The following is a 15,791-nucleotide window of genomic DNA, read 5'->3' on the forward strand; positions in this document are numbered from 1 at the left end:
CCGCAATGGCATCAGTAGCGGAATTGTTCGGCAAGAATTCTTTCGTTCCAGGAATGGTTCGGATCGAACAGCAAGGTTGCCGTGGCGTTGCGCGACTCCTGGATCGTGACCGACGTTACCGCCTTGACCTCGGTATGATCTGCGGCGGCGTTCACCGGCCTCTTTCCGGCCTCCATGATGTCGAGCCGCACAACCGACTTGTTGGACAGAAGCGCACCACGCCAGCGGCGCGGGCGAAACGGACTGACCGGCGTCAAAGCGAGCAGCGGCGCGTCGAGCGGCAGGATAGGGCCGTGAGCCGACAGGTTGTAGGCGGTGGAACCTGCAGGCGTCGCAATCATGACGCCGTCGCAGCTCAGCTCTTCCAGGCGCACCTGATCGTCGATCGTAATGCGGATCTTGGCCGTCTGGTAGGATTGCCGCCACAGGGCGACTTCATTGATGGCGAGCGCCGAGATCGTATCGCCGTCTGAAGTGACGGCCTGCATCTCCAGCGGGCGGATGGTTTCCGAGACGGCTGCAGCCAAGCGCTCGGGCAGGGCATCTTCCCTGTACTCATTCATCAGGAAGCCGATGGTGCCCCGGTTCATGCCGTAGACCTGCTTGCCGGTGCTCATCGTCTCGCGCAGCGTCTGCAGCAGGAATCCGTCGCCGCCGAGCGCAACGATCACATCCGCCTCGGCAAGCGGCGTATTGCCATAGCGCTGGGACAGACGTGCCGCCGCCTTTTCGGCGTCAGGCGCGTCCGAAGATATGAACGCGAAGGTCTCGCGCGCTTTGGGTGCTGGTGCCAGTGTCTTGTCCTCGGCTCGATGGCCGTGCCGAGGTAGCATGCCGCTTTGCCGCTGCAAAGGCGGGCACGGCGGATTGCGAGAGGAATTGTCTGCGTCCTAGCCGTGAAGCGCCTTGCGCAGCTTGTCGAAATCGCCCCAGGGGTCTGCCGCTTTCAACGCCTTTCCCAACGCTTTCCCGTCAATCGAAAAATCGGCTGGGCCGACCCCGTTTTCGACTTCCGGCCAGGTCACCGGCACGGAAACGGTTGCGTTCGGCTTTGCCCGGCTTGAATAGGGCGCCACGGTTGTGGAGCCGCGCGCATTGCGCAGATAGTCGATGAAGATGCGGCCCGTGCGCGCTTTCTTGGACAGCGTCGCCGTGTATTTTTCGGGATCGCTTTGTTCCATTGCCTCGGCAAAATCATGGGCAAAAGTCTTGACGGTCTTCCAGTCGGCTTTCGGCTTCAGCGGCACGATGACATGAAAACCCTTGCCGCCTGAGGTCTTCACCACGTTGGGCAGGCCGAGTCCGTCAAGCCGGCGTCTGATATCGAGCGTTGCAGCCCGAACGTCGTTCATGTCCAGACCCTCGTCGGGATCGAGGTCGAATACGACCTGGTCGGGCGTGTCGATCGCGTCGATCGTGCATCCCCAGATGTGGATTTCCACGACGCCAAGTTGAACGAGTGCTGCGACGCCATTGAAATCCTTGATGTAAAGCAATTCTTCGCCGTCTTCCGGATCAGCCATTTTCCCGATGGCCTCATGCATGCCCGGAGAGGCGTGTTTCTGGAAAAAGCGCTGTTTGCCTGCGACCCCGTCGGGGGCTCGCACCAGGGCGAGAGGGCGGTTGACGACGAAGCGTTCCATGCGCGGCCAGACGGCCGTGTAGTGGTCGAGAAGCCCCTGCTTGGTCACCCCGGCTTCGGGCCAGAGCAGCTTGTCGGGATGGGAAAGGTCCATTTGCGTCCGTCCTTGCTCCATTCGCCCTTGGAAGCCTGAACGCCAGTATGCCACGTTCGTTCCTGTTTTGCCGCTGAGCCATCGTGCTGGAAACCGCTGGCCGGAACCGTTCGTCAGTTTTGACTTTACTGACGCGGCAAATGTGATAACCGGAGCGCGCGTGCCCTTGTAGCTCAGTTGGTAGAGCACCTGATTTGTAATCAGGGGGTCGGCGGTTCGAGTCCGTCCGGGGGCACCAGCCTTAATTCACAATCTGTTTAACGCCCGCAAGCCTGCATCTGCGCGGCATATTTCATGGCCATATTGGCGGCGCGGCGTGCGGCCTGTTGCGCCTGGGCGTTGGTGCGTCCAAGGCCTTTCGAATAACCGGCGTGGCCGAGATAATAGGCGAGATAGAGATTGTAGGTGTCGTTGAGCGCGATGCCGTTCACCTGATGGCTCTTGGCGTGATACCAGCCGATGAAATGGATCGCGTCGCCGAAGTCGTTTCTGCGCGCATACCAGCGCCCGGTTTCGGATTGATAGCGGGTCCATGTGCCGTCAAGCGCCTGCGAATAGCCGAAAGCGGTCGAGGCGCGTTTCCATGGGATGAAGCCGAGCAGTTTGGTGCGCGGCGGTTTGGCCCGCGCGTTGAAGCCGGACTCCGTGTAGACGGTCGCCATCAGGATGGGGACGGGAACGCCGAATTCGCGTTCGGTGCTTTTGGCCGCACCATGCCAGCTGTTGAACCAGCCATCCCGCTGGTCGAACACCGCGCAGACGTCGTTGATGCGCGTCGGGGCGGTTGCACAACTCCCAAGCATCAGGAGCGCTACGATAAACAGGGCGCGCCGCATGAAACCTCGCTTTCAGCGAGTCTGTTAGTCGTTAAGATTTAAGTAAAATTTAACGAGCCGCATTTCGGTGGCTGGATGATTCCGGCCCAGTGTCGCGGCTAGCCTTCAATCCGCCCGCAAAGCTTCCCATATTCCTGTTGCTGTATGGGTCTTGCTGGAGGTGAGGGATGATCCGTTTTGTCGTCTTTGCCCTGGTGGCACTTTTATTCTGGGCGCTGTTGGTAACGCTGATTAGGTACCTGAAGGGCGCCAGTGTCGACTGGACCGGCCTGACGGCTGCGGTCGCCTTCGTGGTGCTGGCCTTTTACCTGCGGCATGTGACGGGCATGGGCTGAACAGTCAGTCCCGTTCGTTTGCTGCCGGATTCTCCCCACCGATCATTTTCGTGATCTCCAGGGCCGCTTCCTGAACGAGTGGTCCGATCTGCGCCAGACGATCCGGCGTGACACGAACCGTGGGTCCCGACACCGACACGCCGCCCACCGGCTCGCCGAACTCGTTGAAGATCGCAGCCGCCACGCAACGCATGCCGGGATGACGCTCCTCGTCGTCGACGGACCAGCCGCGGGTCCTGATTTCATCAAGGTCGCGGGTAAGGGCAGGGGCGTTGGCCAATGTTTTCGGCGTGTAGGCCTCTAGCCCGGCCTTGCGGACGATCACTGCCACCCGTTCGGGCGCCAGATGCGCCAGGATTGCTTTGCCGATGCCGGATGCATGAAATGAGCTGCGCGTGCCCGGCCGGAAGAAGGCACGGATTGCCTGATGCGTCTCGACCTGGCTGACGAAAACCACGCAGTCATCCTCGGCAACGCCGAGATTTGCGGTCTCGCCGGTTTTTTCCATCAGATCCTGCATGACGATGCGGGCGCGATCCACCAGCTTGCGGCGGCGCAGGAAGGCCGAACCCATGCGATAGGTCTCGACGCCGATCGACCAGAGCTGCTCGGTCTTCTCGAACTCGACCATGCCGTGGCCTTCGAGCGTGGTCAGCATGCGGTAGGCCGTCGACGGGGCAAGGCCGGAACTGGCCGCCACTTCACTCAGCGACAGGCCGTTGCCCTCGGCAACGATGGCAAGGATGCGCAATGCCCGGTCCAGTGCTTGCACAGGGCCGGCGTCGGCTGGCGCATTGAAGGAGCGGGGACGCCCGCGCTGGCGCTTTTCGGCAGTTTCCATCGGTTCGCTCCGCGTAGGGAATTTCTTGAGGCATAATAAAAAAATATTTCATCAAATGGCAAACGACTTCTGTGAAAAACGAAAAACCATTTGAAATCAGCATATAAGGTTATTTTTCTGAAAATGGAAAAATATTCTGGAAAAATTGAGAATTCGGAAGATCGCTGTCATGATCCAGCCATCAGATCACACCCACTCTCGTGGAGGAAAAAAATGGCAAGGATGCGCGCCGTCGATGCGGCGGTTCTCGTTTTGGAAAAGGAAGGTATCGATTGTGCCTTTGGCGTGCCGGGGGCTGCGATCAATCCATTCTATTCGGCGCTGAAGGCGCGGGGCACCGTGCGTCATATTCTGGCGCGTCATGTCGAGGGCGCTTCGCATATGGCGGAAGGCTATACGCGGACCAAGGCCGGCAACATCGGCCTGTGCATCGGCACCTCCGGTCCGGCCGGCACCGACATGATCACCGGGCTTTATTCGGCCTCGGCGGATTCGATCCCGATCCTCTGCATTACCGGGCAGGCGCCGCGGGCGCGTCTCAACAAGGAGGATTTCCAGGCGGTCGATATCGCAGCGATTGCAGCACCCGTCACCAAATGGGCCGTTACCGTCATGGAACCATACCTGGTGCCGATGGCACTGCAGAAGGCGTTTTTCCTGATGCGCTCCGGCCGTCCGGGGCCGGTTCTGGTCGACCTGCCGATCGACGTTCAGCTTGCCGAGATCGAGTTCGACATCGACACCTACGAGCCGATGGTGCCGCACAAGCCGGCGATCAGCCGCGCCCAGGCCGAAAAGGCGCTTTCCATGCTCAACGAAGCGGAACACCCGCTGATCGTTGCCGGCGGCGGCATCATCAATGCCGATGCGTCCGACCTGTTGGTCGAGTTTGCCGAGATCACGGGCGTGCCTGTCATCCCAACGCTGATGGGCTGGGGCACGATCCCTGACGATCACCGGTTGATGGCCGGCATGTGCGGGCTGCAGACATCGCACCGCTACGGCAATGCGACGATGCTGGCGTCCGATTTCGTCATCGGCATCGGCAACCGCTGGGCCAACCGCCATACCGGCTCGGTCGAAAAATACACCGCCGGCCGCAAGTTCGTTCACATCGATATCGAGCCGACGCAGATCGGCCGCGTCTTCGCACCCGACTTCGGCATCGTCTCGGACGCAGGCGCTGCGCTGAAAATGCTGCTCGATGTCGCCACCGAGTGGAAGACTGCCGGTAAACTGCGCGACTGGAGCGGCTGGGCCAGGGAATGCCAGGCGCGCAAGAAGACCATGAAGCGCAAGACGCATTTCGACCAGGTGCCGCTGAAGCCGCAGCGGGTCTATGAGGAGATGAACAAGGCTTTCGGCCGCGACACGACCTATGTCACGACGATCGGTCTTTCCCAGATCGCCGGGGCGCAGTTCCTGCATGTCTACAGGCCGCGCAACTGGATCAATTGCGGGCAGGCCGGCCCACTCGGCTGGACGCTGCCGGCAGCCCTCGGCGTGCGCGCGGCCGATCCTGAGCGCGATATCGTGGCGCTGTCAGGCGACTATGATTTCCAGTTCATGATCGAGGAACTGGCGGTCGGCGCGCAGCACAAGCTGCCCTACATCCACGTCGTCGTGAACAACGCTTATCTCGGCCTGATCCGGCAGGCCCAGCGCGGCTTTTCGATGGATTTCGAGGTCAGCCTGGCTTTTGAGAACATCAACACGGTTGGCCATGCCGAGGTTGGCTACGGTGTCGATCATGTCGCTGTCGCCGAGGCGATGGGCTGCAAGGCGGTGCGGGTTCGCAGGCCGGACGAATTCGCGAAGGGCTTTGCCGAGGCGAAGCGGCTAGTGAAGGAGCATCAGGTGCCGGTCGTGCTTGAATTCATCCTCGAACGGGTGACGAATATTTCGATGGGTACGGAAATCGACGCCGTCGTCGAATTCGAGGAGCTTGCCGAAAAGAACGAAGATGCGCCAACTGCGATCGCGCTGCTGGATTGACATCGCGACTGGGTGCGTCCTTCGCGGCTCGGGCCGCTCGCACCTCAGGATGAGGGGGGTGGGCACTTTCTTGCCAAGCTCTGGAATGCCTGCGCAACAGAACTTGGGTGAATGGCTAAAACCACCCTCATCCTGAGGTGCGAGCGGAGCGAGCCTCGAAGGACGCACCGGAAATAAAAGGAACCACCGATGCCAAAATTTTCCGCCAATCTTTCCATGCTCTTTGGCGAGCATGATTTTCTCGACCGTTTCGACGCAGCGGCGCGCGCCGGATTTCAGGGCGTCGAATATATCGGGCCCTACGACCATGCACCGGACGTGGTGGCCGCGCACCTGAAGAAAAACGGGCTGTCGCAGGTGCTGTTCAACCTGCCGCCTGGCGACTGGGCAAAGGGCGAGCGCGGCATCGCCGTGCTGCCGGACAGGGTCGAGGAATTCCGGGCCGGCGTCGACAAGGCGATCACCTATGCCAAGGCGCTGGGCTGTCCGCAGGTCAATTGTCTGGCTGGCATTGCGCCTGCAGGCGTAGATCGCGCCACGCTTGAGGACGTGTTCGTCGAGAACTTGAAATACGCTGCATCGCGTTTGAAAGAGGCTGGCATCCGCCTGCTGATCGAACCGATCAACACGCTCGATATTCCCGGTTTTTTCCTGACCAATACGAAGCAGGCGCTCGCGCTTATCGAGAAGGTCAGCTCGGACAATCTCTACCTGCAATACGACATCTATCACATGCAGATCATGGAGGGGGATCTCGCCCGGACGATCGAGGCAAATCTCGGCCGCATCGCGCATATCCAGCTTGCGGACAATCCCGGCCGTCACGAACCGGGGACGGGCGAGATCAACTATCCCTTCCTCTACGAACATCTCGACCGCATCGGCTACGCCGGCTGGGTCGGCGCCGAATACAAGCCCAAGGCCGCCACGGATGAAGGGCTTGGGTGGTTTCGGGAGTTTGCCGGCAAGGCGACCGCAGCAGCCTAGCTGATCAGAACAGGAGACATAAAATGGAAAAGATCGGCCTTATCGGCCTCGGCATCATGGGCGCACCCATGGCAGGACATCTTTTGGACGCGGGCTACGAGGTCGTGACCACCGACCACCGCAGCGCACCGTCGGCCGACCTCGTGGCCAAGGGCCTGAAGGTCGTGACGGGCAATGATGCTGTGGCGCGCGCTGCCGACATCATCATCACCATGGTGCCGGATACGCCGCAGGTCGCTGACGTCCTGTTTGGTGAAAATGGTGTCAGTTCAGGACTTTCCAGGAACAAGCTCGTCATCGACATGAGCTCGATATCGCCCATCGAGACGAAGGAGTTCGCCAGAAAGATCAACGAACTCGGCTGCGATTATCTCGATGCGCCGGTCTCGGGTGGCGAGGTTGGTGCAAAGGCCGCATCGCTGACGATCATGGTCGGCGGTTCGCAGGCGGCGTTCGATCGCGCGACACCGGTTTTCGAAAAGCTCGGCAAGAACATCACGCTGGTTGGACCCAATGGCGTCGGCCAGACCACCAAGGTCGCCAACCAGATCGTCGTTGCGCTGACCATCGAGGCGGTTGCCGAGGCGCTCGTTTTCGCATCCAAGGCGGGTGCGGATCCGGCAAAAGTGCGGCAGGCGCTGATGGGCGGTCTCGCCAATTCGCGCATCCTCGAGGTCCATGGCGAGCGCATGGTCAAGCGCACTTTTGCGCCGGGCTTCCGCATCGAACTGCACCAGAAGGATCTGAACCTGGCACTCCAGGGCGCCAAGGCGCTCGGTGTTTCGCTGCCGAACACGTCGATGACACAAGAGCTTTTCAACTCATGCGCCGCCAATGGCGGGGCGAAGGAGGATCACTCGGCGCTGGTGCGCGCGCTGGAACGAATGGCGAATTTCGAGGTCGGTACCGAAGTGATCGCCACGAAGAGCGAAGCCGCCTGATCGCGGCTAGCCAACGCGTTATTCGCTGGCAGCCAAAAACTTCCGCGCCGCATAAAGCGATATCGCCGCCGCATTCGACACATTGAGCGAGCGGATAGCGCCCGGCATGTCGAGCCGGGCGAGTGCCGTCACGGTTTCGCGCGTCTTCTGGCGCAGGCCCTTGCCCTCAGCCCCAAGGACAAGGGCTATTTTTTGCGCGTCAAAGGATTTTTCCAGTTCCGCCGGACCCTCCGAATCGAGGCCGATGGTCTGGAAGCCGGCTTCGTGCAGCTGGCCGAGCGCGTCAGACAGATTCTTCACCTCGATCATGTCGATGTGTTCCAGCGCGCCGGAGGCGGACTTTGCCAGTACGCCTGATTCGTGCGGGCTGTGGCGCTGCGTGGTGATCAGTGCGCCGGCACCAAAAGCCACTGCCGATCGAATGATCGCACCGACATTGTGCGGGTCGGTGACCTGGTCAAGTACCAGCACCAAAGGTGTGTCGCCAAGCGCGTTGAGCGCCTTTGGCTTCAGGGGTGCGGTCTCGATCAATACGCCCTGATGCACCGCGTCGCTGCCGGTGATCTTGTCGATATCGCGCGGCTCGACGATTTCAACGGCAAAGGGCAGCGCGTCCGAATCCGCGATCTCCAGCCGTTCCAGCGCATTGCGCGTTACCAGCATCCGGCTGATCTTGCGGCGCGGATTGTCGATCGCTGCGCGCACCGTATGCAGCCCGTAGAGCCGCAAGGTGCCGTCTGGTGCTGCTTCGCCCGGCGGAACGTTCGGTTTTGGCCGGAAAGCCGGCTGGCCGCCACTCTTCTGGTCGCGATAGGCGCGCCGAAGCTTGGCGTAATGGGTATCTTTCGGTGTCTTGGATTTTTTATCGTCGCTCATAAGCGTTCTATAACGGCGTGTTTTCCTTTTGGATATGGCAGCGACGTGAGGGCATTGCGAATTTCGTTCTGAAATCTCGGGCAGTGCGGTTGACAGTGTTTTGCCTTGCCGCCATAAGGCGCTTCGCAGGTTGGCGGGCAGGGAAGTTACCTGGCTGACAATCCGCAGAATGCCTCGTTGCAAGGCTCCTGGCAGCAGTTTGGAGAGGTGCCCGAGTGGTTAAAGGGGACGGACTGTAAATCCGTTGACTCAGTCTACGTTGGTTCGAATCCAACCCTCTCCACCACTGCCGGCCCGGAAGCCTTGAATATAAGACGCGGGTATAGCTCAATGGTAGAGCAGCAGCCTTCCAAGCTGAATACGCGGGTTCGATTCCCGCTACCCGCTCCAGATAAAAGCCACAAAATATGCCGGTCGTTTGAGCGAATTGTCGGTTTCGCTTCAAACCTTTGCGCGATCACAGTCTCACGGTGCCAAATCATGACGCACCTTGATCGCCAGGTGTTTCATTTCGGGAAGAAAATTCTGGCATCAGTCCTGCATGGTATTGCTTGCCGGCAATAGCCGGCCCTGATCGTGTCTCGATATTGATCAGGGATGTGAAGGCTCGCCGGGGAGGGGCGGGGGCTCTTACCCCGGCGAGCTTCCCACGCGCTCGGTTCCGCCATTGGCCGGCCGAGCATGGCGATGACCGTTCCTATCTTGCCGCGTGTAATCTGCGCACCATATCTCCTGGAGATGGAAACGCAGGAGATGCTGCCATGTCTGCGAAGACTTTATTTGTTGCCGCCGCGATCGGCATTTCCGGCCTGGCCCTGAGCGGTTGCGTCGACACCGGGGCCTACTATGACGATGGCTATTACGACAGAGGCCCGTATGACGGCGGCGGCTATTACGGCGGCGGCGGGTACTATGGCGGTGGTGTGATCTACGAGGGCGGCGGCTATTATCGTCGCGATCATCGCAGGCATCGTCCGCACTACGACAATCCGGGCAGGCCGCGACCGCCGATGGTCGGCGGCGGGCGCCCGCCGAATGTCGGGGGCGGGAGTGGCGGGCGGCCAGATGTCGGTCCGCGCCCGCCGAGACCCAATCCGGGCAACGGGAGACCTGATGTCCGGCCAAGCCCGGTGCCGAGTGGCCAGCCGATGCCGGCCGTGCTGCGACCTGACTATCACGGCCGCTAGAACTGCGTGATTTTCGTGGATTGCAGTCCGCGTGCTGAATATTGCCGGCGCGCGGACGGCCACTTGGCAGACGAAACAAGCTACTCGATTACCAAGGCTGCGGCAGATATCCCGAAAAAACCAACAGCTCTCTGCCGCCCTTTGAATTGTGGCAGCGCATACCTATATCGGCGTCAACACTGAAATCGGAGCGGTCGTCCCGGCTAGATCGTTGTGCGTCCATTCGGACGCATAAAGGACGATCTAGGACTTAGAATGAGCATCGGACTATTCCGAAAACCGAATCCACTTTTCGGTCCGATGCTCTGGGCCGGCATTGAAAGGTCAAAAGACTCTTGTGTTTTTTGGCCTTTGTCGCTAATCGCCCCGAATTCGAACCCAAACCGAAGCACAGCCGCCAAGGAAAATATCAATGGCTAAGAGTAAATTTGAGCGCAACAAGCCGCATGTGAACATTGGCACGATTGGTCACGTTGACCATGGCAAGACGTCATTGACGGCTGCGATTACGAAGTATTTTGGCGAGTTCAAGGCGTATGACCAGATCGACGCTGCACCTGAAGAGAAGGCGCGCGGCATCACGATCTCGACGGCGCACGTCGAGTACGAGACGGCCAACCGTCACTACGCTCACGTCGACTGCCCCGGCCACGCCGACTATGTGAAGAACATGATCACCGGTGCTGCCCAGATGGACGGCGCGATCCTGGTTGTTTCGGCAGCTGACGGCCCGATGCCGCAGACCCGCGAGCACATCCTGCTCGCCCGTCAGGTCGGCGTGCCTTCGATCGTGGTGTTCCTGAACAAGGTCGACCAGGTCGACGACGCCGAGCTGCTCGAGCTGGTCGAGCTGGAAGTTCGCGAGCTTCTGTCGAAGAACGAATTCCCGGGCGACGACATTCCGATCGTCAAGGGTTCGGCTCTGGCTGCTCTTGAAGATTCCGACAAGAAGATCGGCGAAGACGCGATCCGCGAGCTGATGGCAGCGGTTGACGCCTACATCCCGACGCCTGAGCGTCCGATCGACCAGCCGTTCCTGATGCCGATCGAAGACGTGTTCTCGATCTCGGGCCGTGGCACGGTTGTGACCGGCCGCGTCGAGCGCGGCATCGTGAAGGTTGGCGAAGAACTCGAGATCGTCGGCATCCGCGCGACGTCGAAGACGACCTGCACGGGCGTCGAGATGTTCCGCAAGCTGCTCGACCAGGGTCAGGCCGGCGACAACATCGGCGCGCTGCTGCGCGGCGTTGATCGCGAAGGTGTCGAGCGCGGCCAGGTTCTGGCCAAGCCGGGTTCGGTCAAGCCGCACAAGAAGTTCAAGGCCGAAGCCTACATCCTGACGAAGGAAGAGGGTGGCCGTCATACGCCGTTCTTCACCAACTACCGTCCGCAGTTCTATTTCCGTACGACGGACGTGACGGGCATCGTGCAGTTGGCCGAAGGCACCGAGATGGTGATGCCGGGCGACAATGTGACGGTCGATGTCGAACTGATCGTGCCGATCGCGATGGAAGAGAAGCTCCGCTTCGCCATCCGTGAAGGCGGCCGCACCGTCGGTGCCGGCGTCGTCGTCACCATCGTCGAATAATAACGCAAACATCCGTTTGTCAGGAAAGGGCGGCTTCGGCCGCCCTTTCTCTTTTAAAGCGCCATCGTCGTTCCCATATGCTGCTTCCGCGAGCGAGGAGATTGCGATGACGAAGGACGTGCCGACGCTGTACGAATGGGCGGGAGGAACCGAAGCGCTCAATCGATTGACCAGCACCTTCTACGACAAGGTTTTGGCCGATCCGCTTCTGGAGCCTGTCTTTCGGAATATGTCGGGCGATCATCCCGCTCACGTCGCAGCCTTCATCGGCGAGGTTTTTGGCGGCCCGGCCATCTACAGCGAGAAGCTTGGCGGCCATGCCGGAATGATCAAGCATCACCTTGGGCGCCATCTGACCGAAGAGCAGCGCCGGCAGTGGATAGTCTTGCTTCTCGATTCGGCGGACGAGGTCGGATTGCCCGACGATCCCGAATTCCGCTCGGCACTGGTTGCCTATCTCGAATGGGGCACAAGGCTGGCCAGGCTGAATTCGCAGGATGGCGCAGCGCCTGAGCTCAACGAGCCGATGCCGAAATGGGGCTGGGGCGTTCCCGGCGGGCCTTATCAACCGCCTTCCGCGAATTGAGACGCTCGAAAACCATTCTCGGCTCTTGAAACGCGGACATCTTTGTGAAATGAAGCAGCCGCGATAGGGGTATAGCTCAGTTGGTAGAGCGGCGGTCTCCAAAACCGCAGGTCGCAGGTTCGAGCCCTGCTGCCCCTGCCAGCAACGCAGACCTAGCGGTCGCGAATTGTCGACATAGCCGTTGACGGGACGATTGGATGGTTCCGGCAAAGGGCGTTTGGCAGGTAAGACGGATTTTAGGCACTTGCATGTGTCGGGAATCGGTTTTATGTAGACACAACGGACACGCGGCGCGTGGAGCTGAACGATCGGCTTTACGCGCCCGAAATGCATGGGCGGAATATCGGCGCTGATTCGCGACGGATTTCGGTACCAGGCAAAGGCAGCTCCCGGCCAACGGGAACATCCAAGAGGCTCGGGTCTTTCCGGGTCTTCGAAAGCAGAGCGGCAAATGGCGTCAAAAACCACCAATCCTTTCACCTTCCTGCAGCAGGTAAGGTCGGAGACGGCAAAGGTGACTTGGCCGTCGCGGCGCGAAACGGTGATCTCGACGATCATGGTTCTCGTGTTCGCGGTGATTGCGATGATCTTTTTCTTCGCTGCCGATCAGTTAATGGCTCTCGGTGTCGAGTTGATCCTCGGCATCGGCCGCTGAATACCGGCGAATACGGAGAAGTTTTGAGATGACTGCGCGGTGGTACATCGTCCACGCTTACTCGAATTTCGAGAAGAAGGTCGCCGAAGATATTGTCAACAAGGCCAAGCAGAAGGGCCTGAGCGACCAGATCGAGCAGATCGTCGTGCCGACCGAAAAGGTCGTGGAAGTGCGTCGCGGCCGCAAGGTCGATGCCGAGCGCAAGTTCTTCCCGGGCTATGTGCTGCTTAAGGCGCATCTGACGGACGCGGTGTTCTCGCTCGTCAAGAACACGCCGAAGGTCACGGGTTTCCTCGGTGACTCGAAGCCGGTGCCGATCACGGAAGCTGAAGCCCAGCGCATCCTGAACCAGGTTCAGGAAGGCGTCGAGCGGCCGAAGCCGTCGGTCACCTTCGAGATCGGCGAAGCCATTCGCGTCTCGGATGGGCCTTTCGCTTCGTTCAACGGTTTCGTCCAGGAAGTGGACGAGGAGCGGGCGCGGCTCAAGGTGGAAGTTTCGATCTTCGGGCGCGCCGTGCCTGTCGATCTCGAATTCGGACAGGTCGAAAAGGGCTGATCCGAACGCTCGTTGCCGGTTTCGGTAACGGGCAGGCGACGGACGCAAGTCTGTTGTCGAAGCGGTGGGAGGAAGAGGCGGCTTAGCCGGCCGTGGTCTTCCGAACCACCAAACTGCAACCGCCGGAATATTCCGGCTTTGAAACAAGGCAGAGAGAATGGCTAAGAAAATTGCAGGCCAGCTCAAGCTTCAGGTCTCCGCGGGATCGGCAACGCCGTCGCCCCCGATCGGTCCTGCGCTTGGTCAGCGTGGCATCAACATCATGGAATTCTGCAAGGCGTTCAACGCGCAGACGCAGGAAATGGAAAAGGGTTCGCCCGTTCCGGTCGTGATTACGTACTATCAGGACAAGTCGTTCACCTTCGTCATGAAGACGCCGCCGGTGTCCTACTTCCTGAAGAAGGCCGCCAACCTGAAGTCGGGCTCCAAGGAGCCGGGCAAGATCGGTGCAGGCAAGATCAGCCGCGACAAGGTGCGCGAGATCGCCGAAGCCAAGATGAAGGACCTGAACGCGAACGACGTGGAAGCGGCGATGCGCATGGTCGAGGGTTCCGCCCGCTCGATGGGCCTGGAAGTGGTGGGCTGAGATCATGGCAAAGATTGCAAAGCGCGTAGCCAAGTCCCGCGAGGGCATCGACGTCAACAAGGCTTACGGCCTGGGCGAGGCGATCCAGCTTCTCAAGGACCGTTCCACGGTCAAGTTCGACGAGACCATCGAAATCTCGATGAATCTCGGCGTCGATCCGCGTCACGCCGACCAGATGGTCCGTGGCGTCGTCAACCTGCCGAACGGCACGGGCCGCACGGTTCGCGTCGCGGTGTTCGCCAAGGATGCGAAGGCTGATGAAGCCCGCGCCGCCGGCGCTGACATCGTCGGTGCGGAAGATCTGGTCGAGATCGTCCAGAAGGGCACGATCGATTTCGATCGCTGCATTGCCACGCCGGATATGATGCCGCTGGTTGGTCGTCTCGGTAAGGTTCTCGGCCCCCGCGGCATGATGCCGAACCCGAAGGTCGGCACCGTGACCATGGACATCGCCGCCGCCGTCAAGGCGTCCAAGGGCGGTGCGGTCGAGTTCCGCGTTGAAAAGGCCGGCATCATTCATGGCGGCGTCGGCAAGGTTTCCTTCGACGTCAAGGCGCTGGAAGAAAACATCCGCGCTTTCGCCGATGCGGTGAACAAGGCCAAGCCGGCTGGTGCCAAGGGCGTCTACGTCAAGAAGGTGTCCGTCACCTCGACGATGGGCCCGGGCCTGAAGGTCGATCTCTCGACCCTCGCGACGGCTTGATCGATTGAATTGGAATCAGGCTGTAATGGCCTGATTCCCTGAAGAATTCCGGGTTTTAACCGACCCGGATCCGGAGGCGGGAAACCGCTTTCGGAAATCCTGTCCGAGATTGCAGGCGGCTCGCCTTAATTCATATGGGCCTGCATGAGACGGGTGAAGACCCGACAACGGAGCGAACGCTCCAATGAAAGGTTCGAACCGTGTTTGCCTTTTGTCTGCACACCGGCGTGCTGGTGTGGCGATAAGGGGGGCAGGATCCTCGAGCGCCGTTCGGGAGATCTGGAATTTCTGGATAGCCCGCCCGGCAAAAGGCAACCCCGGCAGTCATTTCATAGTGAGATGGCTGTCAACTGGAGATAGGCAGTGGACAGAGCGGAAAAACGCGAACTCGTCACGGGCCTGAATGAAGCGTTCTCGAACGCCGGTTCAGTCGTCGTGGCCCACTATGCCGGTATCACCGTTGCGCAGATGAACGACCTTCGGTCGAAAATGCGCGCAGCCGGTGGCACCGTCAAAGTCGCGAAGAACCGCCTCGCCAAAATCGCTCTTCAGGGCACGGAATCCGAAGGCATCATCGACCTGTTCACCGGACAGACGCTGATTGCTTATTCGGAAGATCCAATTGCCGCGCCGAAGGTCGCGTCCGATTTCGCCAAGGGTAATGACAAGCTTGTCATTCTCGGCGGCTCGATGGGCACGACCGCACTCAACGCCGACGGTGTGAAGGCTCTTGCCACACTCCCGTCGCTCGATGAGCTGCGCGCACGTCTGGTTGGCATGATCGCCACCCCGGCTACCAGGATCGCCCAGGTCGTCAACGCACCGGCAGCTCAGCTTGCCCGCGTGTTTGGCGCCTATGCCCGGAAGGACGAGGCGGCATGAGGTTGTTCCTCGCTGTCATCAACATTTGTTCGAACTTTGAAGGAAACTAAAAATGACTGATCTCACCAAGATCGTAGACGACCTTTCGAAGCTGACCGTCCTCGAGGCGGCCGAGCTGTCGAAGCTTCTGGAAGAAAAGTGGGGCGTTTCGGCTGCGGCTCCCGTGGCTGTTGCTGCTGCTGGCGGCGGTGCCGCTGCTGCTGCTCCGGTTGAAGAGAAGACCGAATTCGACGTCGTTCTCGTCGACGCCGGCGCTCAGAAGATCAACGTGATCAAGGAAGTGCGCGCGATCACCGGTCTCGGCCTCAAGGAAGCCAAGGACCTGGTGGAAGCCGCTCCGAAGCCGGTCAAGGAAGCCGTTGCCAAGGCGGACGCCGACAAGATCAAGGCTCAGCTCGAAGCAGCTGGCGCCAAGGTCGAACTGAAGTAAGCGTTACGGCTTTCGGCGGACGGTTTTGCCGTCCGCCGATCCCGCGTGACGCGAAAGCGTTTGGAGAACCT

At 60.2% G+C, this 15,791-nt stretch carries 18 protein-coding genes and 4 tRNA genes; 17 read left to right on the top strand and 5 right to left on the bottom strand.

All coding sequences use genetic code 11. From position 1 onward, the window contains the following. Positions 1 to 11: 11 nt before the first annotated feature. The gene (locus DZG07_RS13365) at positions 12 to 833 is read right to left on the bottom strand and encodes an NAD kinase (protein ID WP_119817764.1); all 822 of its coding nucleotides are present in this window, start codon (positions 831 to 833) and stop codon (positions 12 to 14) included. Between the two features lie 57 nt (positions 834 to 890). After that, complete coding sequence (gene ligD, locus DZG07_RS13370; RefSeq protein WP_162931617.1) at positions 891 to 1,736, bottom strand: non-homologous end-joining DNA ligase; 846 nt, start codon at positions 1,734 to 1,736, stop codon at positions 891 to 893. A gap of 162 nt (positions 1,737 to 1,898) precedes the next feature. On the opposite strand from ligD, the gene DZG07_RS13375 reads away from it, so the two are divergent. Next, positions 1,899 to 1,974 (top strand) — tRNA-Thr (locus DZG07_RS13375). A 19-nt stretch (positions 1,975 to 1,993) separates the two neighbouring features. On the opposite strand, the gene DZG07_RS13380 is transcribed toward DZG07_RS13375, so the two are convergent. After that, a complete protein-coding gene (locus tag DZG07_RS13380; protein ID WP_119817770.1) occupies positions 1,994 to 2,572 on the bottom strand; it encodes a hypothetical protein in 579 nt (192 codons plus the stop codon). Positions 2,573 to 2,739: 167 nt separating this feature from the next. On the opposite strand from DZG07_RS13380, the gene DZG07_RS23870 reads away from it, so the two are divergent. Further along, the gene (locus DZG07_RS23870) at positions 2,740 to 2,907 is read left to right on the top strand and encodes a hypothetical protein (protein WP_162931618.1); all 168 of its coding nucleotides are present in this window, start codon (positions 2,740 to 2,742) and stop codon (positions 2,905 to 2,907) included. 4 nt (positions 2,908 to 2,911) lie between these two features. On the opposite strand, the gene bhcR is transcribed toward DZG07_RS23870, so the two are convergent. Beyond that, positions 2,912 to 3,748 carry an HTH-type transcriptional regulator BhcR gene (gene bhcR, locus DZG07_RS13385; RefSeq protein WP_119817772.1) on the bottom strand — a complete coding sequence of 279 codons (837 nt, stop codon included), beginning with the start codon at positions 3,746 to 3,748 and terminating at the stop codon, positions 2,912 to 2,914. A 213-nt stretch (positions 3,749 to 3,961) separates the two neighbouring features. Here bhcR and gcl point away from each other — a divergent pair, with 213 nt between their 5' ends. From gcl to DZG07_RS13400, 3 genes are all read left to right on the top strand, one after another. Next, positions 3,962 to 5,743 (top strand): glyoxylate carboligase, encoded by a 1,782-nt coding sequence (gcl, locus tag DZG07_RS13390; protein WP_119817775.1) that lies wholly within the window; start codon positions 3,962 to 3,964, stop codon positions 5,741 to 5,743. A 189-nt stretch (positions 5,744 to 5,932) separates the two neighbouring features. Then, positions 5,933 to 6,730 carry a 2-oxo-tetronate isomerase gene (gene otnI / locus DZG07_RS13395; protein WP_119817778.1) on the top strand — a complete coding sequence of 266 codons (798 nt, stop codon included), beginning with the start codon at positions 5,933 to 5,935 and terminating at the stop codon, positions 6,728 to 6,730. A 23-nt stretch (positions 6,731 to 6,753) separates the two neighbouring features. Then, positions 6,754 to 7,671, top strand: coding sequence for a 2-hydroxy-3-oxopropionate reductase (locus tag DZG07_RS13400; protein ID WP_119817781.1), 918 nt, complete (start codon positions 6,754 to 6,756; stop codon positions 7,669 to 7,671). An 18-nt stretch (positions 7,672 to 7,689) separates the two neighbouring features. On the opposite strand, the gene rlmB is transcribed toward DZG07_RS13400, so the two are convergent. Then, a complete protein-coding gene (gene rlmB, locus DZG07_RS13405) occupies positions 7,690 to 8,547 on the bottom strand; it encodes a 23S rRNA (guanosine(2251)-2'-O)-methyltransferase RlmB (RefSeq protein ID WP_119817784.1) in 858 nt (285 codons plus the stop codon). 201 nt (positions 8,548 to 8,748) lie between these two features. Here rlmB and DZG07_RS13410 point away from each other — a divergent pair. From DZG07_RS13410 to rplL, 12 genes are all read left to right on the top strand, one after another. Then, positions 8,749 to 8,833: transfer RNA gene (locus DZG07_RS13410), tRNA-Tyr, on the top strand. A 30-nt stretch (positions 8,834 to 8,863) separates the two neighbouring features. Further along, positions 8,864 to 8,937: transfer RNA gene (locus DZG07_RS13415), tRNA-Gly, on the top strand. 371 nt (positions 8,938 to 9,308) lie between these two features. Then, complete coding sequence (locus DZG07_RS13420) at positions 9,309 to 9,734, top strand: hypothetical protein (protein WP_197716855.1); 426 nt, start codon at positions 9,309 to 9,311, stop codon at positions 9,732 to 9,734. 412 nt (positions 9,735 to 10,146) lie between these two features. After that, positions 10,147 to 11,322, top strand: a complete 1,176-nt coding sequence (gene tuf / locus DZG07_RS13425) for an elongation factor Tu (RefSeq protein WP_119817787.1) — start codon at positions 10,147 to 10,149, stop codon at positions 11,320 to 11,322. A gap of 106 nt (positions 11,323 to 11,428) precedes the next feature. Then, on the top strand, positions 11,429 to 11,908 hold the full coding sequence (locus tag DZG07_RS13430; protein WP_119817790.1) for a group II truncated hemoglobin: 480 nt from the start codon (positions 11,429 to 11,431) through the stop codon (positions 11,906 to 11,908). A gap of 65 nt (positions 11,909 to 11,973) precedes the next feature. Further along, a tRNA-Trp gene (locus DZG07_RS13435) sits at positions 11,974 to 12,049 on the top strand. 310 nt (positions 12,050 to 12,359) lie between these two features. Then, positions 12,360 to 12,563: a preprotein translocase subunit SecE gene (gene secE, locus DZG07_RS13440; RefSeq protein WP_091918811.1), complete on the top strand. Its 204-nt coding sequence runs from the start codon at positions 12,360 to 12,362 to the stop codon at positions 12,561 to 12,563. Between the two features lie 28 nt (positions 12,564 to 12,591). Then, positions 12,592 to 13,119 (top strand): transcription termination/antitermination protein NusG, encoded by a 528-nt coding sequence (nusG, locus tag DZG07_RS13445; RefSeq protein WP_091918812.1) that lies wholly within the window; start codon positions 12,592 to 12,594, stop codon positions 13,117 to 13,119. Positions 13,120 to 13,276: 157 nt separating this feature from the next. Further along, entirely contained in the window at positions 13,277 to 13,705 is a 429-nt protein-coding gene (rplK, locus tag DZG07_RS13450) for a 50S ribosomal protein L11 (RefSeq protein WP_091918813.1), read from the top strand. A 4-nt stretch (positions 13,706 to 13,709) separates the two neighbouring features. Next, a complete protein-coding gene (rplA, locus tag DZG07_RS13455; protein ID WP_091918814.1) occupies positions 13,710 to 14,408 on the top strand; it encodes a 50S ribosomal protein L1 in 699 nt (232 codons plus the stop codon). A 363-nt stretch (positions 14,409 to 14,771) separates the two neighbouring features. Continuing rightward, complete coding sequence (rplJ, locus tag DZG07_RS13460) at positions 14,772 to 15,290, top strand: 50S ribosomal protein L10 (RefSeq protein ID WP_091918815.1); 519 nt, start codon at positions 14,772 to 14,774, stop codon at positions 15,288 to 15,290. A 52-nt stretch (positions 15,291 to 15,342) separates the two neighbouring features. After that, entirely contained in the window at positions 15,343 to 15,720 is a 378-nt protein-coding gene (gene rplL / locus DZG07_RS13465) for a 50S ribosomal protein L7/L12 (protein ID WP_091918816.1), read from the top strand. Positions 15,721 to 15,791 lie beyond the last annotated feature (71 nt).

Source organism: Mesorhizobium sp. DCY119, from assembly GCF_003590645.1.
GTDB lineage: Bacteria > Pseudomonadota > Alphaproteobacteria > Rhizobiales > Rhizobiaceae > Mesorhizobium_M.

Excerpts from the sequence above, each read along its gene's own strand:
- DZG07_RS13365 (WP_119817764.1), bottom strand. The coding sequence starts at position 833 with ATGCTACCTCGGCACGGCCATCGAGCCGAGGACAAGACACTGGCACCA.
- ligD (WP_162931617.1), bottom strand. The coding sequence starts at position 1,736 with ATGGACCTTTCCCATCCCGACAAGCTGCTCTGGCCCGAAGCCGGGGTG.
- DZG07_RS13380 (WP_119817770.1), bottom strand. The coding sequence starts at position 2,572 with ATGCGGCGCGCCCTGTTTATCGTAGCGCTCCTGATGCTTGGGAGTTGT.
- DZG07_RS23870 (WP_162931618.1), top strand. The coding sequence starts at position 2,740 with ATGATCCGTTTTGTCGTCTTTGCCCTGGTGGCACTTTTATTCTGGGCG.
- bhcR (WP_119817772.1), bottom strand. The coding sequence starts at position 3,748 with ATGGAAACTGCCGAAAAGCGCCAGCGCGGGCGTCCCCGCTCCTTCAAT.
- gcl (WP_119817775.1), top strand. The coding sequence starts at position 3,962 with ATGGCAAGGATGCGCGCCGTCGATGCGGCGGTTCTCGTTTTGGAAAAG.
- otnI (WP_119817778.1), top strand. The coding sequence starts at position 5,933 with ATGCCAAAATTTTCCGCCAATCTTTCCATGCTCTTTGGCGAGCATGAT.
- DZG07_RS13400 (WP_119817781.1), top strand. The coding sequence starts at position 6,754 with ATGGAAAAGATCGGCCTTATCGGCCTCGGCATCATGGGCGCACCCATG.
- rlmB (WP_119817784.1), bottom strand. The coding sequence starts at position 8,547 with ATGAGCGACGATAAAAAATCCAAGACACCGAAAGATACCCATTACGCC.
- DZG07_RS13420 (WP_197716855.1), top strand. The coding sequence starts at position 9,309 with ATGTCTGCGAAGACTTTATTTGTTGCCGCCGCGATCGGCATTTCCGGC.
- tuf (WP_119817787.1), top strand. The coding sequence starts at position 10,147 with ATGGCTAAGAGTAAATTTGAGCGCAACAAGCCGCATGTGAACATTGGC.
- DZG07_RS13430 (WP_119817790.1), top strand. The coding sequence starts at position 11,429 with ATGACGAAGGACGTGCCGACGCTGTACGAATGGGCGGGAGGAACCGAA.
- secE (WP_091918811.1), top strand. The coding sequence starts at position 12,360 with ATGGCGTCAAAAACCACCAATCCTTTCACCTTCCTGCAGCAGGTAAGG.
- nusG (WP_091918812.1), top strand. The coding sequence starts at position 12,592 with ATGACTGCGCGGTGGTACATCGTCCACGCTTACTCGAATTTCGAGAAG.
- rplK (WP_091918813.1), top strand. The coding sequence starts at position 13,277 with ATGGCTAAGAAAATTGCAGGCCAGCTCAAGCTTCAGGTCTCCGCGGGA.
- rplA (WP_091918814.1), top strand. The coding sequence starts at position 13,710 with ATGGCAAAGATTGCAAAGCGCGTAGCCAAGTCCCGCGAGGGCATCGAC.
- rplL (WP_091918816.1), top strand. The coding sequence starts at position 15,343 with ATGACTGATCTCACCAAGATCGTAGACGACCTTTCGAAGCTGACCGTC.